The sequence below is a fragment of the Paenarthrobacter sp. CAP02 genome, from assembly GCF_040137855.1.
GTDB lineage: Bacteria > Actinomycetota > Actinomycetes > Actinomycetales > Micrococcaceae > Arthrobacter.
The window spans coordinates 275,044-298,082 of record NZ_JBEEII010000003.1 but is presented as its reverse complement, the minus strand read 5'-3'; the positions used below and the strand labels follow the sequence as shown (position 1 = coordinate 298,082).

Here is a 23,039-nt window from a genome sequence, read left to right as displayed (position 1 = left end):
TTGGCAGATAAATACACACAATTGGTGAGCCAAGGGCTCGGCAAGGACCTCGCCAAAAGGCTCGGCCTTCCCCAGCCGGTGGAACTTCGGCGTTACAGCGCCGGTGCACCGCTGGTCACCGGCCCTGTCCTCGTCAGCGGGGACAGCCCGGGCGCCGACGACATCGCCACAACCCTGCTGGGGTGGGGCCTGGATGTCCGGCGGAACGCCCTGCCCAAGGAAAAACTCGGCGCGATCGTACTGGTCCTGGATGCCGTGCAGCACCCCGACGATCTGGCAAAACCCGTCCTCACAGCGGGGTCCTCGTTGCGTGACCTCGCCATCAACGCCAGGGTAGTCACCATCTCGCGCACTGCGGACTCCGCCCAGTCTCCGGCCTCCGCCGCCGCGCGGCAGGGCATTGATGGCTTTTTGCGCTCCTTGGCCAAGGAGCTTCGGGCAGGGGCAACGGCCAATGGCATTCTCCTGGCCGACGACCTTGCAACCACCAGTCCCTCGGCACTGGGGGCCCTGCGCTTCTTCCTGTCGGGACGTTCTGCCTATGTTGACGGACAGTTCCTGACGGTCAGCTCCACCAAGGGCATCCTGCCGGGCGATCCGGAGAAGCCGCTGGCTGGAAAGGTCGCCGTGGTGACCGGCGCGGCGCGTGGCATCGGGGCAGCTATTGCCCGGACCCTTCACCGTGACGGGGCTACGGTAGTCGTCGTCGACATTCCGGCCGCGGGTGACCATCTGGCGAAGGTCGCCAACGATGTCCGCGGGACCGCCCTGCAGTTGGATATCAGCCGCGACGACGCCGGGCACCGCATCATCGAGCACGCAGTGGAACGCCACGGACGCCTCGACATCGTGGTCCACAACGCCGGCATCACCCGGGACAGGCTCCTGGCAAATATGGATGAGGGGCGTTGGCGCTCAGTCATCGCAGTGAACATCGCGGCCCAGCTCCGGATCAACGAAGCTTTGCTCGCTTCCGAACACTTCAAAGACTCTCCCCGCATAGTTTCGGTTGCCTCCACCAGCGGCATCGCCGGCAACCGGGGACAGACAAACTACGGAGCGTCAAAGGGCGGTGTCATCGGCATGGTGCGTTCCACTGCCGACCACATGGAACCATTCGGTGGCACCATTAACGCGGTTGCCCCGGGCTTCATAGAAACGGAGATGACAGCCAAGATGCCGTTCGCCATCCGCGAGGCGGCCCGCAGGCTCAACTCCCTCAAGCAGGGCGGCCAGCCCCAGGACGTCGCGGAGGCCATTGCGTTCCTGGCCAGCGACGCTGCAGGCGGAATCACCGGAGGGGTGCTGCGGGTGTGCGGCCAACAACTGGTGGGAGCATGAGCACCCTGCAGCCGGTCCTTCTTGGCGAACTTCCGTCGCTGTCCAAGCTGTACGTGAATGCGGCGGCCACGGCAGCACGGCGCCGGGTCCTTGGTGCGGCGGGTGGGACAGGGCAATTGCCGGCCGTCAGCCATGAGGTACGGAACGTCCATGCCGACGTCGGAAACCTCACCGCCTACCAGCACCTGGTCGGCGAGACCGCCAGCGACACCCTGCCCGCCGGGTACGTGCATGCACTGGCGTTTCCCATCTCCATGAGCGTCATGAACCGGGACGATTTTCCCCTGCCCCTCCTGGGGATGATCCACTTGAAGAACAAGGTGGAGCAAAGGGTTCCCATCGTATTCTCCGAGTCCCTGGACATCCTTTCCTGGGCAGAGAACCTGTCCGGGCACAGGGCAGGGACCCAGGTGGACATTGTGGCCGAGGTCCGTTCACATTCAACCGGTGAATTGCTCTGGCGGGGCGTCTCTACCTACCTCGCCAAAGGAAGCTTCCTTCCTGGCATCGACAAGCCGGGGGCCCCGAATGGCGCCGCTGGGACCGGGGATTTCTCCCCGCCCAACCCTACGGCGCTCTGGCAACTTGGCCTCGATACCGGGCGGAACTACGCCACGGTTTCCGGCGACTTCAATCCGATCCACCTGAGCGTCCTGTCGGCCAAGGCGCTCGGCTTGCGTGGTTCAATTGCCCACGGAATGTACCTGGCATCCCGAGCGTTGGCGGACGTTGGAGCGGTGAAGGCGGATTCGTTCGCCTGGGAGGTGGCGTTCGAGGCTACAGTGTTCCTTCCGGCACGGGTCGCGTTGGACATCACCACGGTCCCGTCGGAGTCCGGTGGCTGGGAGCGCTCGGATTACGTCGCGTGGAATCCCCGAAGCGGGCGTCGGCACTTCACAGGCACAGTCTCCGCGCTGGCCTAAGACAACGCGGACGACGGCGGCGGTCACCTTCGGGGGACCGCCGCCTTTTTCGTACCTGTGTTGTGCATCTGTCCGTGCGGCCTAGGTTAGTCCTTCTTGCTGTCAGCACTTTCCGGCACATATGCGCCAGCCCAGCGGAAGACTTCCTGGAAAAACCGGCTCCTCGCCGGTTCGGCCGAGAGCGCCAGGTCGTGGATGCCGCCGTCGATCCTTGCCAAAGTCACCAGGCGGCCGAGCCGTGTACTGCGGTCAGCGATGTGCCGCACGTCCAGGACGATGTCCGCGGAACTGATGGTCTCCAGCGGTGCTGTCTCTGCGGCGCTGGCCGTCGACGCGCACACCAGGACCGGGCAGCGGATGTCCAGCCCTTTGGCGAGTTCGGCGTGACCGCGCCGGATCGCACGAAGCCAGCCTGCCAGCACCGGAAAGCCTTCGAGCGGCTTCCAGGCGAGGTTGAAATCCCAGGCACCCCCGGTGGTTACGTGCAGGCTCTGGCCGTACCGCTGACCCAGCACGCCCACCTGGCGTCTCGGCTGGTAGTTGGCAAGGCGTTCGACGACGGCGGTACCCACCGTGCGCTGGAAGAAAGGCTTGTTCAGGTCGAACCACGGGCTATTGAGGACCAACGCGTCCACGATGCCATCGAAACGCCGCCGATGCGCCCACAGGCTGGTCACCAAACCGCCCGTCGAGTGGCCAAGGACAACCAGTACGTCGTGTCCGTCCTCGTCCTTGATGATCCGCGCGGCCTCGTCCAGCTCTTCGTCATAGCTTTGGAGTGACTCGATGTAGTTGGGCGTCTGGTGGGGCAGGAGCGAGCGTCCGTATTTTCGGAGGTCCAGGGCATAGAAGTCGTACCCGGCCTTGATCCACTCATCAGCCAGGTGCCCTTGGAAGAAGTAGTCCACGAAGCCGTGAACGTACAGCACCGCCCGCCCGGCCGGCACCGTGGCTTTCCGCGACAGGAGGGTAGCTGTTACTTCACCCTCGTCATCGGGCTGGAGTGCCAGCGTCCGTACCGTGTACTCGGCGCCGAGGATGACTTCTGAGCTGTCCATCGTTTCCTTATGTGAGCTGGGAAGTGATACGTGTGATCAAACTCGCATTGTATGGGCCGGCGAACTCCCGACAAAACAAACAAGGCCCGGAATCCTTTGGATTCCAGGCCTTGTGTTGGTGCGCGGAGGGGGACTTGAACCCCCACCCCCTTTCGAGGACTAGCACCTCAAGCTAGCGCGTCTGCCATTCCGCCACCCGCGCAGGTGGTGTTCAGAGAAGTGATTAAGGACCTTGCGGTGCTTTGCTTTCCTCCGAAGCAGCGAGAAAAACTCTAACACGGTTTGGGGTTACGGAAAAATCGGGGCTGGCCAGGGCCCCTTCCTTGGTTGTCCGGCGACCCATGGCGCAACGAATTCCTGACTCGTACCGCTGCTGGTGAGTAGGCTGAGGGGACACGGGACGGGCTGCGGAAGCCGCAGAGCGCGTCGCCGGAACCTGCAGCCCAGCCACGCAAGGAGAGTTTCCATGTCTGTCATCCGCCCCGAAGACGAAGTAGTCCGGATCTGCCAGGAGCTCATCCGCATTGACTCCTCGAACTTCGGCGACGACACCGGCCCGGGGGAGCGCGCGGCGGCCGAATACACTGCCGGACTCATCACCGAGGTAGGCCTTGAGGCTGAAATCTTCGAGTCCGCCCCGGGCCGCGCCAATGTGGTGACCCGCCTGGCAGGAGAAGATCCCTCGGCGGACGCTTTGGTGGTGCATGGGCACTTGGATGTGGTTCCTGCATTGAAGGACCAGTGGAGCGTTGATCCCTTCAGCGGGGAGTTGAAGGACGGGCTGGTCTGGGGTCGGGGTGCCGTGGACATGAAGGACATGGACGCCATGATCCTCTCAGTCATGCGCGATTTTGCCCGGACCGGCCGCAAGCCCAAGCGGGACATCATCTTCGCCTTTTTTGCCGATGAGGAAGCTGGCGGCACGTACGGTGCCCGCTACGCCGTGGAACACCGGCGCGAGCTTTTCGATGGCGCCACGGAGGCCATCTCCGAGGTGGGTGGCTTCTCCGCCACGATCGGTGGGCAGCGGACCTACCTGCTCCAGACCGCTGAAAAGGGTCTCTCCTGGCTGCGGTTGGTGGCCCATGGACGTGCGGGCCACGGCTCCCAAATCAACACCGACAACGCGGTCACCCGGCTGGCTGCTGCGGTAACGAGGATTGGGGAGTACAAATGGCCAGTGGAACTGACCCCCACCACCCGCCAGTTCCTGGACGGCGTGACGGAACTGACCGGCGTCGAATTCGACGCCGACAACCCGGACATCCTCCTGAAGGAGCTCGGCACCGTGGCCAGGTTCGTTGGAGCCACCCTGCAGAACACGTCCAACCCCACACTCCTGCGGTCGGGCTACAAACACAACGTCATCCCGGAGTCGGCGGAAGCTTTCGTTGACTGCCGCACTCTTCCTGGCCAGCAGGAACTGGTTTTCGAGACGATCAAGGAGCTCGCGGGGGACGGCATCGAGATCAGTTACGTCAACAAGGATGTGTCCCTTGAGGTGCCCTTCGCCGGGAACCTGGTGGACTCCATGATCGACGCCCTGCATTCGGAGGATCCCGGGGCAAAGGTCCTCCCATACACACTCTCCGGCGGCACCGATAACAAGTCGCTGAGCAAGATCGGCATCACCGGCTACGGATTCGCGCCTTTGATGCTGCCCGATGAGCTCGACTTCACCGGCATGTTCCACGGGGTGGATGAGCGGGTTCCGGCCGAGTCCCTCCAGTTCGGCGCCCGTGTCCTGAACAGGCTGCTGAGCAACTACTAGACGCCACCACCAGAAGAAGGCACGTCGATGAATTCCGAAGAAATCCTGCCGGATGTCCTGCTCGAGCGCCTGCGCGGCCGTGCCGCAGGGTACGACCGCGACAACCGCTTCTTCCACGAAGACCTGGAGGAGTTGGCCGACGCCGGGTACCTCAAGCTTTTCGTACCGGAGGCCGACGGCGGACTGGGGCTTGGTCTTGAAGCGGTGGCGGCGTTGCAGCAGCGTCTCGCCACGGCGGCCCCGGCCACGGCGCTGGCCGTCAACATGCACCTGGTGTGGACCGGCGTCGCGCGTGTCATGGCGGCCAGGGGCGACAATTCTTTGGACTTCGTGCTGAAGGAGGCCGGTAAGGGGGAAGTCTTTGCGTTCGGCATTTCGGAGGCGGGCAACGACTCCATGCTTTTCGATTCAGGCACGGTAGCCGAATCCCTGCCCGATGGTAGTTATCGATTTACGGGCCGGAAAATCTTCACCAGCCTTTCCCGCGGTTGGACACGCCTGGGGACGTTCGGTAAGGACGCCGCCGCCAGGGACGGGGCAGGGGAGCTGGTGTTCGGCTTCATCCGCCGCGACGAACCCGGCCACGAAACGCTAAGTGACTGGGACACTTTGGGAATGCGGGCCAGTGCCTCGAACACCACCCTGCTGCATGGTGCCGTGGTTCCTCCGGACCGGATCTTCCGCAAACTGCCGGTGGGCCCTAACCAGGACCTGCTGATTTTCTCCATCTTTGCCTGTTTTGAAACGCTTCTCGCCGCCGTGTACACAGGCGTGGCAGAGCGTGCGTTCTTCCTGGGCGTCGAGAACGTCAAACGCCGTGTTTCGGCCAAGAATGGCGGCCGCAGCCTCGCCCAGGACCCCGACATCCGTTGGAAGGTAGCAGATGCCGCCTTGGCCATGGACGGGATCCAACCTCAAATAGCCACCGTTGCCCGGGACGTCGACAACCTCGTGGATCACGGCGCGCAGTGGTTCCCCAAGCTGGTGGGCATCAAGTCCAGGGCCACCGAGAATGCGCGCCACGTGGTGGACCTGGCAATCCGGGTAACGGGCGGCTCGAGCTACTTCAGGGGTTCTGAGATGGAACGGCTGTACCGGGATGTGCTGGCGGGCATCTTCCATCCCTCCAACGACGAATCCGCGCACAACACTGTCGCCAACGCATGGCTTGGACCCTTGGAGAAGTAGTGTGGCCGGGCGGTGGCGCCTAGACGGTGCGCTGGACGGAATACACTTTTCGGCGCAGCCAGAAACGGCGCCCACCGCCCAGGTACAGGACGCTGCGTTCGAGTTCCCATTTGCCGTACTCGGAATGCTCGGCCAGCCGGCGGCGGGCCTCAGGCAGTGAATCGTCAGGGCCTACCGTCAATACGAGGTACTCGTACTGACGTGCATAGTCTCGTTGGCGCTCCACGGAGCTGCCCGGAAATTGTTCTCTCATCCCTCTCCATTTTCGTCTTTTTCCGGCTAACGTGAAGTCATGAGCATCGATCCGCGTGTCGCGCTTCAATCACTGACCGCCGCCTTGGAAGAGCACCTGGTTGCCGCATCCGCCCGAAGGGGCGAGGGGGACCCCAATGTCGAGGCCGCGTTCTTCGCGGTTGCCGACGCTTTCGAAGTTTACGAGGACGCACTTTACGAGGCATTCTCCGAGGTCACTCCGCTTCAGGTCTTCGACGACGAGGATGAGGACGACGAGGCACTCGATGAGGACCTCGAAATAGTAGAGGACTAAGACTCTCCGCTTTGCACCGGCTGCCTTCGGGTGGCCGGTTTTTTGTGCCCATTGCCGTCACGGCATTGCCGTTGATGACCCATGATTCCGGGCTTTTTTACCCGGCGTGCAAGGCCCGGGACACGTAGTCCCAGCGGTGCCGGCTAGGTACTTGCACGTAGGGGGATTGGGTAATGCTGCGCAAACTTGAGTACACACTACTGGTGCGCCCCCTGACAGCCGAGGCTTCACTGATATGTAGGCAATGGCAGGTCTGCGAAGAAGGCTGACATGGTGAAAGTTCCAGTCTTGCGTCTAGGCAAGGTAGCGGCACCCACGGGTCCAAACCATGCCACCGTGGGATCAGTCTTTCCAACGGAACCTGCCACTGCCGATGTCAATCCGCCGGCGTCTCCCTGGATTGACAAGTCCGTTGCTGCACAACGGACTGAAAAGGCGGGACTGGCGGCGCCGAGGCCGGATGTCACCCTGGACCTTGTGCCGCCAGTCACCCACCGGCGCTCCCGGGTCGCCGCACCGCCCAAGGACCGCCTGACATGGACGCACCGGCTGACCACCAGCCTCCGACTGGCTGACACCATGTTGGTAGCGGCGGCCGTCACCGTCGGGTTCCTGGTGGATACGGCGGGATGGCCGTTCACCGCCGACCCCCGGGCGCAGGCAAACCACCTGGTGCTGGGCGGGATACTGGGCTTCGTTTGGCTGGCAGCACTGGAGGTGTACAGAACCCGGGATCCCAAAGTCCTGGGCGTGGGCCCGGAGGAATACAAGCGGATCTTCTCAGCGAGCATCCGCGTCTTCGGTTTCCTTGCCATCGTGGCTGTAGTCTTCCGCCTTGAAACTGTCAGTTCCTTCGTCCTGGTTTCCCTGCCGCTTGGCCTGATATCGCTGACAGGCAGCAGGTGGGGGTTCCGCCGGTGGCTGAGCCAGGAAAAATCGCGGGGGCGCTGCCTCTCGCGCGCCCTGGTAGTCGGGGAGCCGCAGGACGTCCGGTACGTGATCAAGCAAATCAACAGGAGATCAGGGGCGGTCTACGAGATTGTGGGCGCCTGCCTGCCGGGTGCCCGGCGGGGAGCGGTCCTGGCTGTAGACCACCAGCGCGTCCCGGTCCTGTCATCAATCTACGGGATCGCGCACACTGTACGGCAGACAGGAGCGAACGCAGTCATTGTGGCGGGGCCTGTTCCCGGTGGCAACCAGTTCATCCAGGAACTCGGATGGCGATTGGAGGAGAACGCCGCAGAACTCGTCCTCGCGGCAACCCTCACCAACGTCGCCGGTCCGCGCATCCACTGGCGGCCGGTCGAGGGGCTTCCGCTGATGCATGTCGACATCCCGCATTACTCCGGCGGCAAGCACACACTGAAACGCCTGATGGACATCGTCATCTCAGCGGCCGCGCTGATCGCCCTGGCACCGGTGTTGATGCTGTTGGCCGCGATAGTTCACGCCGACAGTCCAGGCCCGATCCTTTTCCGGCAAGAGCGGATCGGCAAGCAGGGGACGACCTTCAGGATGCTGAAGTTCCGCTCCATGGTGGTAGATGCCGAATCTCAAGTGGAAGCCCTGGGCAGCCAGGACGAAGGCGCGGGTGTCCTGTTCAAGATCCGGGGCGACCCCCGGATCACGCGATGTGGTCGATGGATGCGCAAATACTCCCTCGACGAACTGCCCCAATTCTGGAATGTCCTCATGGGCGATATGAGCCTCGTTGGCCCCCGCCCACCGTTGTCCCGCGAGGTCAGCGCCTACGAACAACACACGCACCGGCGCCTGCTGATCAAACCGGGCATTACCGGCCTGTGGCAAATCAACGGACGTTCCGACCTTCCCTGGGATGAAGCGGTCCGGCTGGATCTCTACTACGTGGAGAACTGGTCCCTGGCCGGTGACCTAATGATCATGTGGCGAACTTTCCGGGCGATGACCCGGCCATCCGGCGCCTATTAGCGACGAACTGCAGTACAGACCGAGTACCGGGCTACCAGCACAGAAGTTGAGTGGGAAATGAGCATACGCACTGTTCCAGCAGGACCATTGAACGGACATGACCTCAGGCCGAAGCTTCGCGCGGCGGTGGTAGGGGCAGGCTACTGGGGTCCAAACCTCGCAAGGAACCTCAAAGCAAGCCCCGATTGGGACCTGGTTGCCATCTGCGACCTGGACATCGAGCGCGGACTGAAGCTCGCCGGAACCGTGGGCGGGGTGGCCGTCGTCGAGTCTTTGGACGAACTGCTGGACACCTACAACCTGGACGCGATCGCCGTCGCCACACCGGCGCACACCCATCACGGCGTGGTGATGACGGCCCTGCGCGCAGGAAAGCACGTGCTCGTGGAAAAGCCGCTCGCGGACAGCCGAGCCAAGGGACTGGAAATGGTGGAAGAAGCCAACGCCCGCGGGCTGGTCCTGATGGCCGACCACACCTACTGCTTCACCCCGGCAGTCCTGAAAATCCAGGAACTGGTCTCCAGCGGAGTGCTGGGCGACATCCTGTACGTTGACTCAGTCCGCATCAACCTGGGACTCGTCCAACCGGACGTCAATGTCTTCTGGGATCTGGCACCCCACGACCTCTCAATCCTCGACTTCGTGCTCCCCGGCGGGCTGCATCCCACGGAAATCTCGGCCCACGGCGCAGATCCCCTCGGCACCGGCCGGGACTGCGTGGGACATCTGACCTTCGGCCTGCCCAATGATGCGATCGTGCACATCCACGTGAACTGGCTCAGTCCCACCAAAATCCGCCAAATGATCATCGGAGGGTCAAAGCGGACCCTTGTGTGGGACGACCTGAACCCCCAGCAACGGCTCAGCGTCTACGACCGCGGAGTCAGCCTGGACCAGCAACCCAGATCAGCGGCCGACAAGAAGGCCTCAGCGATCTCCTACCGTTTGGGAGACACGTGGTCCCCGGCGCTGCAGGAACGCGAACCCCTCGGCCAAGTAGTAGCGGAACTGGCCACCTCCATCCGGAACCACACCCGGCCCCGCACCAGCGGCGAATCCGGGCTGCGGGTCCTGTCCGTCCTTGAGGCCGTGACCCAGAGCCTGGGTACCGATGGCCAGGCAACAGTGGTAGCCGGCAACGAGGTAAATCTCCAGGTCGCACGATGAAGAAGCTACTGGGCGCCAACGTGCTGGTCACCGGAGGCGCCGGAACCATCGGATCCACCCTGGTGGACCAACTGCTCGACGCCGGTGCGGCGCATGTGGACGTCCTGGACAACCTGGTGCGGGGACGCCGGGCCAACCTGGACGGCGCACTGGCCACCGAACGCGTCCAACTCGTCGAAGGCGACCTGCGGGACAGGGATCTCGTCCACGACCTCACCCACGGCAAGGACCTGGTCTTCCACCAGGCGGCCATCCGCATCACCCAATGTGCGGAAGAACCCCGGCTCGCCCTCGAAGTGTTGGTGGATGGGACGTTCAACGTGTACGAGGCAGCCGTAGAACACAAAGTGGACAAGCTCATCTCGGCGTCCAGTGCCTCTGTTTACGGGATGGCCGAGCAATTCCCCACCAAGGAAAGCCACCACCACCACAACAACGACACCTTCTACGGAGCCGCAAAATCCTTCAACGAGGGGATGGCCAGGAGCTTCCGCGCCATGTCAGGCCTGGACTACGTCATCCTGCGCTACTTCAACGTCTACGGGCCCCGCATGGACGTGCACGGGCTCTACACCGAAGTGCTGGTGCGCTGGATGGAACGGATCGTCGATGGCAAGCCACCTATGATCTTCGGCAGCGGAGAGCAAACAATGGACTTCGTCCACACCGCGGACGTGGCCAGGGCCAACGTCCTGGCAGCCGTCAGCGACGTGCGCGAAGGGGCCTACAACGTGGCCAGCGGCACCGAAACCAGCCTGGCCGAACTGGCTCAAACCCTGCTGACGGTCATGGAATCCTCACTGCACCTTGAACACGGCCCGGAACGCGCAGTGAATGGGGTTGCCCGGCGCCTGGCGGACGTCACCGCTGCCCGGGAAGACCTCGGCTTCGAAGCAGCGGTCGGCCTGGAAGACGGGCTGCGGTCGCTGGTCTCCTGGTGGCGTCCCCTCCGCGACGAGATTGCAGCGGCCAGGCTGGTGGATGGGCCCGGAGCCCCGGCAGTTGGTGCGCGATGACCATCTCCGGGACACGCTTGGGCCGCATCGACGTCATGAAACCCTGGCTGGGCGAAGAGGAAGCCCAAGCCGTGGCCGAAGTGATCGCTTCGGGTTGGGTCGCGCAAGGCCCCAAGGTCCGCCAGTTCGAAGAAGCGTTCGCAGTGGAACAGGAATCCCGTCATGCGGTGGCAACCTCCAGCTGCACCTCGGCCCTTCACCTGGCGCTCGCCGTCGCTGGCGTCGGCCCGGGAGACGATGTGGTGGTCCCGTCTTTCTCTTTCATTGCCACCGCCAACGCACCCACGTATATGGGGGCGCGTCCCGTGTTCGCCGACGTCGATATCCAGACGGGCTGCCTGACCGCAGAGACGGTCGAGCAGGCCCTCACACCGGCCACCAAGGCCGTCATCGCCGTAGACCAGGGCGGGGTTCCAGTTGACTTGGACCCCATCAGGTCACTCTGCGATGGCCGCGGCATCATCGTGGTCGAAGACGCTGCCTGCGCCATCGGCTCCCGCTACCGCAGCCGTCCGGTAGGCGCCGGTGCCGAGGTGGCCGCGTGGTCCTTCCATCCCCGCAAGATCCTCACCACCGGTGAAGGCGGAATGCTCTCCACCCCGCGCCAGGACTTCGCGGACCGGGCACGGCGCCTCCGGGAACACGCCATGAGCGTTTCAGCCACGGACCGGCACGCCAGCATCCTCGCTCCCGCGGAAGAGTACCTCGAAGTCGGCTTCAACTACCGGATGACAGACCTTCAAGCCGCCGTCGGACTCGTCCAACTGGGTCGCCTCCACGAGGCTGTCCAGCGGCGCCGTGAACTGGCCGCCACCTACGCGAACGCGTTTGCCGGCGTCGAAGGCCTCCGGTTGGTCAGCGACCCCGGATACGGCACCAGCAACTTCCAATCCTGCTGGCTGGAAATCGGTGCTGCATTTCCGTTGGGGAGGGATGCCCTGATGATCCGCCTCGCCGAAGACGGCATCTCCGCGCGGCGCGGCATCATGGCGGCCCACCGCCAGCCCGCCTACGCCGGGAAGGACACAGGCGGAGCCGAACTTCGGGCCACGGAATGGCTGACCGATCACACCCTGATTCTCCCGGTGTACCACCAATTGGCTCTCCACGACCAAGTCCGCGTCATCGATTCCGTACTCCGCGCGGCAGGACAAGGACGATGACCGAGCTACTCCTTATCGCAGCCAGCGGACTCGCCCGCGAGGTCCTGGCGATGGTCCGCAGCAGCGGCCCGTTCGACGTCATCGGCATCCTCGACGACGACGAAGACAAACTCGGGCGCGTGGTCGATGGCGCCCACGTGCTCGGTCCCATCAAGGACGCGCTCCTCTTCCCACACGCCTTGTTGTTGGTCTGCATCGGTTCAGGGGCGGGCCGGGAGAGCGTCGTGATGCGGTTACGGTCCCTGGGGCTTGCAGAGAACCGCTACGCCACCGCCATCGATCCCACAGTCAATGTCCCCGAAGGGTGCGTGATCGGCACCGGCAGCATCCTCCTGGCCCACGTCAGCATGACGGCCTCCGTCACCATCGGCAACCATGTTGTCGCCATGCCAGGGGTCACGTTCACCCACGACGACATCATCGGCGATTTCGCGACCTTCGCTTCCGGGGTCTCACTGGGGGGTAACGTCCGCGTCGGCCGTGCCGCCTACATTGGCATGAACGCCAGTGTCCGCGAGCGCCGGTCCATTGGCGCGAAAGCGACCATCGGGATGGGCGCGGCGGTCCTGAACGACGTACCCGATGACGAGACGTGGGCCGGTGTCCCGGCCCGGGTGATAAGGCGCGGCAACTCTCCGGCGCTGGAGGGGGCCCAATGAGGGTGATGCGTCCAGTCCCGGCCTCGGCCCCGCCCACTGTGAGTGTGGTGGTTCCCTGCTACAACTACGGCCACTACCTGCCCCAGGCCGTGGGGAGTGCACTGGCCCAGGAGGGCGTGGACGTCGAGGTCATTGTGGTGGACGATGCGTCTACGGACGGCAGTGCCGCGGTGGCTTGGCGGCTGGCTTCCTCGGATCCTCGCATCAGCGTGGTGCATCACGCCACCAACCAAGGGCATATCGCCACCTACAACGACGGTCTTGCCCGGGCCGGGGGCCGCTATGTGACCCTGCTCTCCGCAGACGACCTGCTCGCGCCGGGCGCCCTGGCCCGGGCAGCTGCCCTCATGGAGGCCAACCCGCGGGTGGGCATGGTGTACGGCTTGCCGAAGGACTTCACGGATCAGCCACCTGCCGTGGCCCAGCACGAACGCTGTACATGGACCGTGTGGGGTGGCAGGAGCTGGATCGCGTTGGCGTGCGCCCGTGGCAGGAATTTCATCCTGTCACCAGAGGTAGTGATGCGGACGGAGGCTGTCCTTAGCATTGGGGCCTACAGTTCCACCCTGCCGCACTCCGGGGACCTGGAGTACTGGTTGCGGGCTGCTGCTTCCTGGGACGTGGGACGGATCAACGGGCCCGTCCAGGCTTTCTACCGTGTTCACGGGGCGAACATGCACCAAACACAGTTCGCTGCCGCTGCGGTGGACCTTCAGCATCGGTTGGATGCTTTCCGTGTCCTGGAGGACCCCCGGTTTCCGTGCCCTACGGACAAGCGGTTCAGGCAGTTGGAGCGGGCGAAGCGGGCCTTGAGCAAGGAAGCTGTGCAGCTTGGTTCGAAGGAGACCGCCCGGGGTGGGTCGGTGGAAGCGGCCATTGAGCTGCGAAAGTTCATTGAGCGCCTCCAGGATGTTCCAGGCAACGTCCACCGGGCCAATGTCCTCCAAGCCCGGATCTCCCGCCTCTCGCAGGGCAGGGGACCAGGCACAGGACGGGTCGCTGCACAATTCGTCCATACGCAGTTGGACAGGGCCCGTTGGCGTTTCTGGGCCATGACGGGCATCTCATGACCACCGCCAGCGGGCAGGACCGCCCCCTGGGTCACCGGGCTGCGAGCGCGACGCTCTGGGGCGGGGTCAACATGGCCCTGGGCCGGGTCGTCCAGTTCGCAACCACCATCATCGTGGCCCGGCTGCTGGCACCTGAACACTTTGGGGCACTCGCAGTCGCCATCGTGGTACAGACGATCGCGACGAACATGGCTGAACTCGGCGCGACGGCGGCACTGGCCAGGGGAGAGGGCGATCCTGACAGGATCGCTCCAACGGTGTTCTCCATTGCCCTCCTGACCAGCGGGATCATGACGGCCGCTGCGGTCATCCTTGCCCCGGCCCTGGCAGCGGCCTTTGCCGACCCCGCCGCGACACCGGTCATCCAGGTACTCTCGATCACCATCCTCCTGCAGGGCCTTGGTGCCGTGCCTTCCACCATGGTGTGGCGGGAGTTCCTGCAGAAGCCGCGTGTCGTCGTCGATCTTTGCAGCCTGGTGACAGTGCTGGTCCTGGTGGTTCCGATGGCGCTGGACGGCTGGGGTGCCATGGCGCTCGCCTGGTCCAGGGTGGGCGGGCAACTGGTTGCGATGGCCGGGTACTGGATCATTACGCCGAAAAGGTATGGACCGGGTTTCGACCCCCAGGTGGCTGCCGGGATTTTGACCTTGGGCATGCCGCTCGCGATGGCCAATTTGGTGGTGTTTGTCACCCTGAATGTGGACTATTTGCTGGTGGGTCGGATGCTGGATCCGACGGCGTTGGGCCTGTACCTGCTCGCGTTCAACCTCGCAGGGCTGCCAAGTTCGGTGATCACTTCCGTGATCCGGGCTACGGCGGTGCCAACTTTCGGCAGGCTTTTCGCTGAAGGCACCTTGGGCCCGCTTGCAGCGAAGTTTGTGAGCGGGGTGTCCTATTGCGCCTTTCCGATCTCGGCCATGGTCGTAGCGCTGGCACACCCGTTGATCGTGACCGCCTACGGTGGGCCATGGGCGCCGGCGAGCGTCGCACTGGCAACACTGGGGGTCTTCGGCGCCACAAGGATCCTGGTGGAACTCTTCGCTGACCTGAGCGTCGGGGCAGGCCGGACCGGTTGGCTGTTCTGGGTGCAGGTTGCCTGGCTCCTCACCCTCACGCCTGCGCTCTTCTTCGGCATCGCGTGGTGGGGGATAGCGGGTGCGGGGGTAGCCCACGCGACAGTGGCCTGCCTGGTGGTTATTCCGCTCTACGTAAAGTCCCTGACGACGGTACTGCACGTTTCAGCGTGGCAGCTCCTGCGCGGCAGTACCGTTCCGCTGCTGGGCGCAACGGTGGCCGGGCTCGCCGCATGGCTGGCCACCCGGGGGATGGAAAACCCGGCAGCAGCGCTCGCCGTCGGGACCGTTCTCGGTACGGCACTGTATGCCCTCCTGACTTTCCGCCAAGGCAAACTCCTGTTCGCGGACATTCGAGCATTACTGAGGCCCAGGGCCGCCGCCTTCGATCCGGCCGGCTCCGCCCCTCCCGGAGAGGCGGCAAGACCATGACAACTCGGCTTTCGGCAACAACCCGGCTTGCTGCCGACCGTCTGCGCAGGGACGGCTGGCGGGCACTGGCCAGAACAGTGGCCGCGAAAGCAGCAACCATCGCCACCGACAGGTGGAACCTCGCCGAACCGACCCTTCCCTTGCGGGAAGAGGACATCATGGACTCCCGTTCCAGCGTCCGGACTTCCCCTGAACCGAAGACGGCTGGCTCCCTCAACGTCGGCTGGATTTGTACGCCTCCGGCACCGGGCTCAGGGGGGCATACCACGTTCTTCCGAATGGTCGAGGAGATGGAACAACGCGGCCACGATTGCACCCTGTTCCTCTATGACACCAATGATGACGAGGTACGCCGTCACGAAGACACCATCCACAGCCACTGGCCGGCGCTGCGTGCCGGGGTTCGCAGCGCCACACAAGGGATGGAAGGGGTGGACGCTATGGTAGCCAGCTCATGGCCCACGGCACATGTTGCCGCGCGCAGGGCCCCGGCCGGCGTCCACCTCTTCTATTTCATCCAGGACTACGAGCCTTACTTCTACCCCCGCGGGTTCCTCTACGCCCTGGCCGAAGACAGCTACCGGCTGGGACTGACCACCGTCGCCCTCGGCCCGATGATCTCCGACGTGATGCGCAACGAACTTGGCCAGCCCGCCCAGGCCGTCATTCCTTATGGCACCGACACCGCAACGTACCGGTTGCTCAGTCCAGCCCCAGCCGCCACCCGAACGGGCGTTGTGTACTACGCCAAGAAAAAGGTGGACAGGCGCGGCTACCTTCTGGCCAAACTCACGTTGGAACGGTTCCACTCCCTCCGGCCCGAACAGGAAATCCACATTTACGGGGACACTGTCACGGGTTGGCCGATACCTGTGACCAACCACGGCAACCTCAGCCCCGCCGACTTGAACGTCCTGTACAACCAAACAATCGCGGGCCTGGCCATTTCGTTCACCAACATCTCCCTGGTTCCCGACGAATTGCTCTCGGCAGGATGCGTTCCGGTGCTCAACGAAGCGGCCTTCGCGTCGGGGCTGCCGACGGACCCTGACGCCGTCTGGGCCCCGGCAACACCCGCTGGCCTGGCCATGGCGCTCGCAGATGTGGTCGGCACCCCGGGCGTGGAGGCACGCGCAGCAGCCATCGCGGGCAGGAAACGGCTGGACTGGGCCGACTCCCGCCAGGCGTTCGCGCAGCTGATCGAATCATGGTGCGCGGGCCAACCCTTTGACGTTCCGGGCAGCTCTTTGCGGGGAGCCCGGCCATGAAGTCCCTTCGGAGGACCCTCATCTTCCCGGCCCCACGCGAGGTGCAGCCCAGCGAGCTGTCGGAGTTCACCGGCAAGGGTGGCCACGTGGGACTGTTGCTTAAATTCGCCGTTTTCGGCATCTTTTTCTTCCCGTCCAACATGGTCATCAAGCCCATCGGTGCTGCGGGCACGGTTCCGATCATCCTGGCTGTCCTGCTACTGGCGGTCTGGCTGTCGTCGGCGCTTTTTGGACTGCACAATCCGCTGAAGTCCAGTAATCCAGGCCGTCTGGGCCTCGGACTGCTGTGGGTGGGTTCATGCGCCTCCTACGCGGCCTTGTTTTCGGGCTTTACGGGTAACACCAACGTGTCGGCGCAGGCCGCGGCCGACCGCTGGCTGATCCTGATTCTTGCCTGCGGCGGAATAGCCCTGGTAACCAGCGAGGCTGTGCGCACCCTCGACAACGCCATGTCACTGGTGAGAGCCATCCTTGCCGGCGCGTTCTTCTGCTGCATCGTTGCGCTGATCCAGTTCCTTTTCCGCGTCAACCCCATGGTGTGGATTCAGGAAGCCATGGTGGGGTTCACGGACAACGGCGGCAACACGGCCTTCCAGGTGCGCGGATTCATGACACGCGTTGCCGGCAGCACCTTCCACTCGATTGAGCTGGCCGTCGTCTGCGCCATGTTGCTGCCGTTATCCATTTGGCGCGGGCTCTATGACCGCTCGGGCCATAAATGGTTCCACTGGACGGGGACAGCCCTGCTGGTCGTCGCCATCGCATCCACCGTGTCACGGTCCGGTGTTCTCGGATTGTTCCTCGGGCTTGCAGTCTTTATCCCCTTCATGCCCCGGGTGGCCCGCCGATGGGCGGTGATAGCCGCCCCAGCAGCCATGGCTGCACTGTTTGTCGCCATCCCCGGACTCGTGGGCACTTTGACGTCATCCTTCACCGCAGGAAACAGTGACCCGTCCCTGACAACGCGGACAAACAACTATCCCCGCGTCGCGGAGATGTTCGGCGAGCTGCCATACCTGGGGCTTGGACCCGGGAACTACATGCCCGACAACGCCCTCTACATCCTGGACAACCAGTACCTCAACTCCCTGGTCACCCTGGGCCTGGTGGGCTTCGTCGGTACGTTGGCGTACCTGGCCTTGCCGGCCGTTTCATCGTTCATCGCAGCGCGGGCATCCCGGATCGCTCCGCTCCGCTGCCTTGCCGGCGCGATAGCTGCGGGCGGCGCGGTGGCCGCAGGCTGCTCACTGACATTCGACTCCATGGCGTTTCCTGTTTTCGCACTGTCCTACCCCCTCATCGTCGGGCTCGGAGGAGGGACCTGGGTCATGATCCGCCGCGAAATCGAGCTTCGGAACAACAAAGCACCGGATCACCACAACAGCGGGCCACCCCTGGGGGGACCTCCAAGCCAACCGTCAACACCGAATGCAAAGGCAGACACATGGACCCGGTAGCAGTCATCAGAACGTTATGGCACCACAAACTCATCGTGCTGCCGGTCCTGCTGGTCACGGCCCTGGCAGCACTCTATGTCTACACCTTGGCCCCACGGTCCTACGAGGCCAAGGCAACCTACGCGATCGTCAACCCCAAGATCCCCACCGCAGCAGAACTGGAGAAGAACCCTCAGCTCAGCAACCTCAACTCGGACAACCCCTACCTCCGATCGGCGGACTCTTCCCTGATCGCGCAGGTAGTGGGCACACGCTTGAGTGACGACGCCACCGGCGACGCGCTGCTCCGGGACGGACTCAGCACCGATTTCACGGTGCAGCGCCCACCGGCATCTTTCCTGATCGAGATTTCGGCAGTCTCAAGCAGCAAGGACAAAGCAGTCGCCACGGTCAAAGCGCTCGGAGCGCGGCTGGAGTCCGACCTTTCGGCCATCCAGACTGTCAACGGCGCCGACGCACGGTACCTGTACACATCCCTGATGATCGCCGCACCGGACAACGCCACTGAACAGTTCTCCAGCCGGCTGAGGTCACTCATAGTCGTCCTGGTTGCCGGGGTGGTCCTCACTTTCGGTGCCGTGTCCATTGCCCGGGGCTTGGAATCCTCCCGGTTGCGGATCCGTTCAGCGGCCCCTGACGGGGATCGGCGGAAGAGAGCACGCCGCCGGCATGAGAAAGACCACGATGACCTGCCGGTGGGCGGAAAGCTTGACGAACTGACCATCGAGGACGTGCTGAATCCCGCCGAGGCTGATCAGTTCTTCGCCGCCCACGCCCCCTTGGCCAAGACCTTGAAAACCAGCAGCAACGGGAAAACGCCCGTCAAGGAAACGTCGGCCTGAAAGGTAGTCCGTGAAACGAAGGACAATCGGCGTCCTGGCAGGCACTGCTTTGGCCGGCGTCGCCGTTGCCGTGGCGGCCGCCAGCGGAGTCCCTCCCTTCACCGGCCCTCCTGCACCGGCCAGCAGCCAGCCCGGGACCACAGCGACCCCGCCACCGTCCTATGAGGGCGTCGTGCTGCGGCCCGTCGACGGGGGCGCGGACTACTACGGACGATTCAGGAACGGGCTCCCCGCTGATCCCGCCTATTTCCCCCTTGCCGTCTGGTTCGAGAGTGTCCTGGACAAGGGCAACATCGCCCTGGACACCCAAGCCGGCCTCAATACCTATGTCGAACTGACCGCCAACTCCGACCTCCAACTGGTGCGGGCCTCGAACATGTACGCCATCCCCACCTTCGACTCTGCCTATGCCTCCGGTTTCGCACTCAGTGATGAAGTGGACATGTGGGCTGGACCGGGCAGCACTCCCTGGACAGGAAAGTACCCCGGGGAGGGGCCACTCTGCATTCCCGAAGAGAGCAAGTGCGGGTACACGGTACAGAAAGAACGCCGCGCCGTTGCCCCGACAGGTGCCATGCTCTACGCCAACTACGGCAAAGGCGTGGCCTTCTGGCTCTCAGATGAAGAATCCGTCGAATTCTTCAAAGGCGTCCAGGACGTCGTCTCAGCCGACACTTACTGGTTTACCGACCCCAGCATCTGCGCCAAAGGCGAAGGGGGCGCCATCGTGGGCTATACACGGGACCTCACCCCTGGCGAATGCCGGCTCGCAGCCAACTACGGCTGGACCATAGAGCGGATCCGAAAGCTGCAACCGGCCGGAATGGCCACCCCCATCTGGGCCTTCGTGGAAGCCGGGCATCCCTTCAAGGATTCGGCCGACGCCACAACCATCACCGCCCCCCAGATCCGCGCTGCCGTATGGAGCAGCCTGATCCACGGCGCAAGGGGAGTGATCTACTTCAACCACAACTTCGGGGGTGACTGCATTTCCCAGCACGTCCTGCGGGACTGCGGCACACAAATCCGACCAACAGTGACGGCACTGAACCAACAGATCACTAAGCTCGCGCCCGTCCTCAACGCACCCTTCCTGGACGGCGCCACCACGGCAACCGGCCCGGTGGACCTCAGCACCAAAATGTACGACCATACGGCCTACATCTTCGCCGGTGCCACCAAGCCAGCCGGCGGTCAGGCGACCTTCACCCTCAAGTGCGGCGGCAGCTCCGCCGTCGTGATCGACGAAAACCGGACCATTCCCATCCTCGACGGCCGCTTCGCCGATACCTTCCAGGACGGCAACGCCGTCCACCTGTACCGCATCGAAGGGGGCGGGAACTGCGGCTTCTGACTAGCGGCTGCTCTCGTCCCGCTCCCAGGCCGTTGCGGGCCTACGGCCCCCCAGCGGACGACGACGGCCCGCGACGGCGAAGGCGGCGTACACGGCGGCGTCAACAGCCGTCAGCGGCCCCCGCACGGACGAAAGCAGCTCACGCAGGGTACGGGAGGCCGACTGCCCCGCGAATCGTTCATCCTGCTGCGCGTTCCCGCGATACGTCCGCCGAAGAACGGCCAGCAAGGAAGCCGCGGTCCGTGGCGTCCGCACCACCACAGGTACCGTCGCCACCACTGCCTTCTCCGAACCACTGAACAGACGATCCACGTAATAGTCGTCCCCGGTCAATGAAGGAAATTCGCCCAAACGATCGTGCCCCGCGCGGCTCAGGGCGTACGCCCCCGCACCCCACAGGCCCCGCGCATTGGCCGGCACCCGGCCCCGGGCCCGGTAATAAGAGCGCACCAACCAAGAAGCGCCACTGGTGTCGTAGCGGAACGCCGGGCGGGCAGCAAGCAACGGCCCCTCGGCAAGGGACCGCAAAACTTCCGCCACCGCTTCCATGCTGACCTCGATGTCCGCGTCCAGATACAGCCTCGGCCAAAGGCCCGCAACCTGGTCGGCGGCATTCAACGCCGCAGACTTCGAAGCAGCCTCAACGTGAAGCACACGCACCCCATGGAACGTCGACGCGATATCCTCCGTCTCGTCCGTGCACCCATTACAGGCAACAATGACCTCCACCGTGCCCCAACCGAGGACACCACCCAGTGATTCAAGCGTCCGGCCGATCACCGCCGCTTCGTTGTGTGCAGGAATGATCACAGCACCCGCCGGAGGCGGCCCACCACCCAACGCTGCCGTGGTGGCCCTCGTGGCGTGCGGCAGCCCTTCCCACCGTCTCCGGCTGCCCACCGCAAACGCAGCCTCACGATGCCCCGGCTTACCCATGCGTACAAGCTCCCCGGCAAGCACGACGGCCGTAAAGGCCCCCAAACGGGCCGACGGGAAATACTTCGACGCGTATCGCACACGATTGACCGCCATCAACGCCGTCAACTGCGGCGAAGAACCCGAACCCCCTCGTTCATGCCACATCCGGGCCAACGGCTCAAACCACATGGAACCACCGGACTCCCGGACACGCCGGCAATAATCCGTCTCCTCCGAGTAGAGGAAGAACTGTTCATCCCAATCACCCACGGCCCGCGCGGTGTCGCCGCTGATCAACAGCGCAGCACCCGTAGCCCAATCCACCAGGTGTGCGTGCCGGTAGCTTTCCGGGTCGTAGTCCATCTCCGACAACCAACCAGGCCTGCCCTGCACCCGGCTCCCGAACACCGCATCGCCCAGCGCTCGCAGAACACCGGGCTCCCGTCGCAGCGACGGATAGACAGTGCCATCGTTGTCCAGCAGGACCGGCACCACCATTGCCGCCCCGGATTCGGCCATCCGGCGACGCATGGCCAGGATCGCGCCTTCCTCGACCCGCAAGTCGGGGTTGAGGACGAGGTAGGCATCCGCGGCCCCCGCGATGCGCATGGCGGCATTGATTCCGCCCGCGTATCCGAGGTTGCCACCTGTCGGCACGGCCACGACATCCCTATGCCGTGACAGTTCCAGCATGGTGCGATCGTCCGGGGAGTTGTCTGCCACCACCACCTTGATGCTTTGCGCAGCGGTTTCCTTCCGCAACCCCGCAAGCAGGGGCCCGACGTCGTCGGCGTTGTTGTAGGTGACCACCACAACGGCCACGTCGGCTGCGGACTCCACGGGGACAAACGATCCCGGAGCACGGCTGGGCTCATGCTCCGGGTCGGCTGGGACGAAGGCGGCAGCAGCATTCGGCACGGCGCCGGCAGCTGGAAGGGGTGTGGCATCGCTGCGCATCCGCAGCTTGAGATAGGCACCCGGCCCATCCACGAGGTAGCGGTGGGCGAGCCTCGTGGGTTCAAGCATCAGTCGCCAGGCCCACTCAAGGCCATGGGCGCTGACCCATGCCGGTGCCCGCCGGATCCGGCCGGACAGGAAGTCGACAACCGCGCCGAAGGCCAGGAGGACCCTGGCCCCGGTCAAGGGCCCATATTCAGCGATCCAGAGTTCCTGACGCGGCTTGCCCAAGCCCACCACGAGGATGTCCGTTCGGCTGGCAGCTATGTCGGCGGCCAGGCGGGAGGACGCGTCGACGTCGCTCAGGACTGAACGCTCGGGGGCCCACCATCCTGCGACCACCAGACTGGGACGCTCCACGGCGAAACGCTCGCGGATGAGGGCCTGGGCCGCGGATGAACCTCCCAGGAAACCCACGCGGAGCCCACGCTGCTCAGCCTGGTCAAGCAACGGCCCTATGAGGTCACTGCCGGCCAACCGGGGCCAGTCACGGTGGGTAAGCCTTCGGGCTTGAGCGACCAGTGGTGCCCCGTCAAGCAGCGTCAGCCACTCCACCGGCACATGCGGGTTCAAGGTGCCCGCCCAACGGCTGCCTGCACCGAAGTGCCGGAGGTGATCGAGGTTGGCCGAGCAGACACCCAGGGGTTTGGCGCCATCCGCAGAGGCACGATCCATAATGTCGCGCAGGGCGTCCTCAAATCCCATCAGCTCTACCGGTGCGCCGCCGAGCAGCAGGGAGCGGGCGTTGACGGCGGTACCGCGGTGGGGGAGGACGGTCCTGTATGGGGCGATCTTTGGCAGCAGCATTCTTGGCTCTCCAGGCTTCGGGGTCCAGCTCAAGGCACAACTCACAGCCGGCGATCCTGGGCCGCTGCACAGCCCCGG

General features: G+C 64.3%; 19 protein-coding genes and 1 tRNA gene. 16 read left to right on the top strand and 4 right to left on the bottom strand.

Annotated elements, in window-relative coordinates; translation table 11 throughout:
* Together ABHM97_RS06970 and ABHM97_RS06965 are read left to right on the top strand one after the other, a co-directional pair.
* On the top strand, positions 1–1,341 hold the full coding sequence (locus ABHM97_RS06970; protein ID WP_349470081.1) for a 3-oxoacyl-ACP reductase: 1,341 nt from the start codon (positions 1–3) through the stop codon (positions 1,339–1,341).
* Entirely contained in the window at positions 1,338–2,264 is a 927-nt protein-coding gene (locus ABHM97_RS06965; protein WP_349470080.1) for a MaoC family dehydratase, read from the top strand. The genes ABHM97_RS06970 and ABHM97_RS06965 overlap by 4 nt, the downstream gene beginning before the upstream one ends.
* Before the next feature lie 86 nt (positions 2,265–2,350).
* Here the strand turns inward: ABHM97_RS06965 and ABHM97_RS06960 are convergent, their stop codons facing one another.
* Entirely contained in the window at positions 2,351–3,322 is a 972-nt protein-coding gene (locus ABHM97_RS06960) for an alpha/beta hydrolase (protein ID WP_349470079.1), read from the bottom strand.
* A gap of 116 nt (positions 3,323–3,438) precedes the next feature.
* Positions 3,439–3,524: transfer RNA gene (locus tag ABHM97_RS06955), tRNA-Leu, on the bottom strand.
* A 264-nt stretch (positions 3,525–3,788) separates the two neighbouring features.
* Between ABHM97_RS06955 and ABHM97_RS06950 the strand changes: the two genes are divergently transcribed.
* The gene (locus ABHM97_RS06950; RefSeq protein WP_211712679.1) at positions 3,789–5,093 is read left to right on the top strand and encodes a M20/M25/M40 family metallo-hydrolase; all 1,305 of its coding nucleotides are present in this window, start codon (positions 3,789–3,791) and stop codon (positions 5,091–5,093) included.
* A gap of 27 nt (positions 5,094–5,120) precedes the next feature.
* Entirely contained in the window at positions 5,121–6,281 is a 1,161-nt protein-coding gene (locus ABHM97_RS06945) for an acyl-CoA dehydrogenase family protein (protein ID WP_349470078.1), read from the top strand.
* 19 nt (positions 6,282–6,300) lie between these two features.
* Here the strand turns inward: ABHM97_RS06945 and ABHM97_RS06940 are convergent, their stop codons facing one another.
* Entirely contained in the window at positions 6,301–6,534 is a 234-nt protein-coding gene (locus ABHM97_RS06940) for a DUF5703 family protein (RefSeq protein ID WP_017200923.1), read from the bottom strand.
* Positions 6,535–6,573: 39 nt separating this feature from the next.
* Between ABHM97_RS06940 and ABHM97_RS06935 the strand changes: the two genes are divergently transcribed.
* The 12 genes from ABHM97_RS06935 to ABHM97_RS06880 all read left to right on the top strand — a co-directional run bounded on the left by ABHM97_RS06935 (position 6,574) and on the right by ABHM97_RS06880 (position 20,279).
* Entirely contained in the window at positions 6,574–6,828 is a 255-nt protein-coding gene (locus tag ABHM97_RS06935; protein ID WP_349470077.1) for a hypothetical protein, read from the top strand.
* Between the two features lie 270 nt (positions 6,829–7,098).
* Complete coding sequence (locus tag ABHM97_RS06930) at positions 7,099–8,778, top strand: sugar transferase (protein WP_349470076.1); 1,680 nt, start codon at positions 7,099–7,101, stop codon at positions 8,776–8,778.
* Positions 8,779–8,835: 57 nt separating this feature from the next.
* On the top strand, positions 8,836–9,945 hold the full coding sequence (locus ABHM97_RS06925) for a Gfo/Idh/MocA family protein (RefSeq protein WP_235522000.1): 1,110 nt from the start codon (positions 8,836–8,838) through the stop codon (positions 9,943–9,945).
* On the top strand, positions 9,942–10,961 hold the full coding sequence (locus ABHM97_RS06920; protein ID WP_284985685.1) for an NAD-dependent epimerase/dehydratase family protein: 1,020 nt from the start codon (positions 9,942–9,944) through the stop codon (positions 10,959–10,961). The genes ABHM97_RS06925 and ABHM97_RS06920 overlap by 4 nt, the downstream gene beginning before the upstream one ends.
* On the top strand, positions 10,958–12,124 hold the full coding sequence (locus ABHM97_RS06915; protein ID WP_257368093.1) for a DegT/DnrJ/EryC1/StrS family aminotransferase: 1,167 nt from the start codon (positions 10,958–10,960) through the stop codon (positions 12,122–12,124). Before ABHM97_RS06920 ends, ABHM97_RS06915 begins: the two co-directional genes overlap by 4 nt.
* Positions 12,121–12,783, top strand: coding sequence for an acetyltransferase (locus tag ABHM97_RS06910; RefSeq protein ID WP_349470075.1), 663 nt, complete (start codon positions 12,121–12,123; stop codon positions 12,781–12,783). The genes ABHM97_RS06915 and ABHM97_RS06910 overlap by 4 nt, the downstream gene beginning before the upstream one ends.
* Positions 12,784–12,788: 5 nt before the next feature.
* Positions 12,789–13,853, top strand: coding sequence for a glycosyltransferase family 2 protein (locus ABHM97_RS06905; protein ID WP_349470074.1), 1,065 nt, complete (start codon positions 12,789–12,791; stop codon positions 13,851–13,853).
* Positions 13,850–15,358 carry an oligosaccharide flippase family protein gene (locus tag ABHM97_RS06900; RefSeq protein ID WP_349470073.1) on the top strand — a complete coding sequence of 503 codons (1,509 nt, stop codon included), beginning with the start codon at positions 13,850–13,852 and terminating at the stop codon, positions 15,356–15,358. Before ABHM97_RS06905 ends, ABHM97_RS06900 begins: the two co-directional genes overlap by 4 nt.
* Positions 15,355–16,626, top strand: a complete 1,272-nt coding sequence (locus ABHM97_RS06895; protein ID WP_349470072.1) for a glycosyltransferase family protein — start codon at positions 15,355–15,357, stop codon at positions 16,624–16,626. The genes ABHM97_RS06900 and ABHM97_RS06895 overlap by 4 nt, the downstream gene beginning before the upstream one ends.
* Positions 16,623–18,083 (top strand): O-antigen ligase family protein, encoded by a 1,461-nt coding sequence (locus ABHM97_RS06890; protein WP_349470071.1) that lies wholly within the window; start codon positions 16,623–16,625, stop codon positions 18,081–18,083. The genes ABHM97_RS06895 and ABHM97_RS06890 overlap by 4 nt, the downstream gene beginning before the upstream one ends.
* Positions 18,071–18,925, top strand: coding sequence for a chain-length determining protein (locus tag ABHM97_RS06885; protein WP_349470070.1), 855 nt, complete (start codon positions 18,071–18,073; stop codon positions 18,923–18,925). The genes ABHM97_RS06890 and ABHM97_RS06885 overlap by 13 nt, the downstream gene beginning before the upstream one ends.
* A 10-nt stretch (positions 18,926–18,935) precedes the next feature.
* Positions 18,936–20,279 (top strand): hypothetical protein, encoded by a 1,344-nt coding sequence (locus ABHM97_RS06880; RefSeq protein ID WP_349470069.1) that lies wholly within the window; start codon positions 18,936–18,938, stop codon positions 20,277–20,279.
* Here ABHM97_RS06880 and ABHM97_RS06875 read toward each other — a convergent pair whose 3' ends face one another.
* Positions 20,280–22,961 (bottom strand): WecB/TagA/CpsF family glycosyltransferase, encoded by a 2,682-nt coding sequence (locus ABHM97_RS06875; protein ID WP_349470068.1) that lies wholly within the window; start codon positions 22,959–22,961, stop codon positions 20,280–20,282.
* Between the last annotated feature and the right edge of the window lie 78 nt (positions 22,962–23,039).

Bases quoted from the DNA above. Each gene is read 5' to 3' on its own strand.
- ABHM97_RS06900 (WP_349470073.1), top strand. From the start codon at position 13,850: ATGACCACCGCCAGCGGGCAGGACCGCCCCCTGGGTCACCGGGCTGCG.
- ABHM97_RS06915 (WP_257368093.1), top strand. From the start codon at position 10,958: ATGACCATCTCCGGGACACGCTTGGGCCGCATCGACGTCATGAAACCC.
- ABHM97_RS06935 (WP_349470077.1), top strand. From the start codon at position 6,574: ATGAGCATCGATCCGCGTGTCGCGCTTCAATCACTGACCGCCGCCTTG.
- ABHM97_RS06930 (WP_349470076.1), top strand. From the start codon at position 7,099: ATGGTGAAAGTTCCAGTCTTGCGTCTAGGCAAGGTAGCGGCACCCACG.
- ABHM97_RS06885 (WP_349470070.1), top strand. From the start codon at position 18,071: ATGGACCCGGTAGCAGTCATCAGAACGTTATGGCACCACAAACTCATC.
- ABHM97_RS06940 (WP_017200923.1), bottom strand. From the start codon at position 6,534: ATGAGAGAACAATTTCCGGGCAGCTCCGTGGAGCGCCAACGAGACTAT.
- ABHM97_RS06920 (WP_284985685.1), top strand. From the start codon at position 9,942: ATGAAGAAGCTACTGGGCGCCAACGTGCTGGTCACCGGAGGCGCCGGA.
- ABHM97_RS06960 (WP_349470079.1), bottom strand. From the start codon at position 3,322: ATGGACAGCTCAGAAGTCATCCTCGGCGCCGAGTACACGGTACGGACG.
- ABHM97_RS06895 (WP_349470072.1), top strand. From the start codon at position 15,355: ATGACAACTCGGCTTTCGGCAACAACCCGGCTTGCTGCCGACCGTCTG.
- ABHM97_RS06965 (WP_349470080.1), top strand. From the start codon at position 1,338: ATGAGCACCCTGCAGCCGGTCCTTCTTGGCGAACTTCCGTCGCTGTCC.
- ABHM97_RS06890 (WP_349470071.1), top strand. From the start codon at position 16,623: ATGAAGTCCCTTCGGAGGACCCTCATCTTCCCGGCCCCACGCGAGGTG.
- ABHM97_RS06875 (WP_349470068.1), bottom strand. From the start codon at position 22,961: ATGCTGCTGCCAAAGATCGCCCCATACAGGACCGTCCTCCCCCACCGC.
- ABHM97_RS06945 (WP_349470078.1), top strand. From the start codon at position 5,121: ATGAATTCCGAAGAAATCCTGCCGGATGTCCTGCTCGAGCGCCTGCGC.
- ABHM97_RS06905 (WP_349470074.1), top strand. From the start codon at position 12,789: ATGCGTCCAGTCCCGGCCTCGGCCCCGCCCACTGTGAGTGTGGTGGTT.
- ABHM97_RS06950 (WP_211712679.1), top strand. From the start codon at position 3,789: ATGTCTGTCATCCGCCCCGAAGACGAAGTAGTCCGGATCTGCCAGGAG.
- ABHM97_RS06925 (WP_235522000.1), top strand. From the start codon at position 8,836: ATGAGCATACGCACTGTTCCAGCAGGACCATTGAACGGACATGACCTC.
- ABHM97_RS06910 (WP_349470075.1), top strand. From the start codon at position 12,121: ATGACCGAGCTACTCCTTATCGCAGCCAGCGGACTCGCCCGCGAGGTC.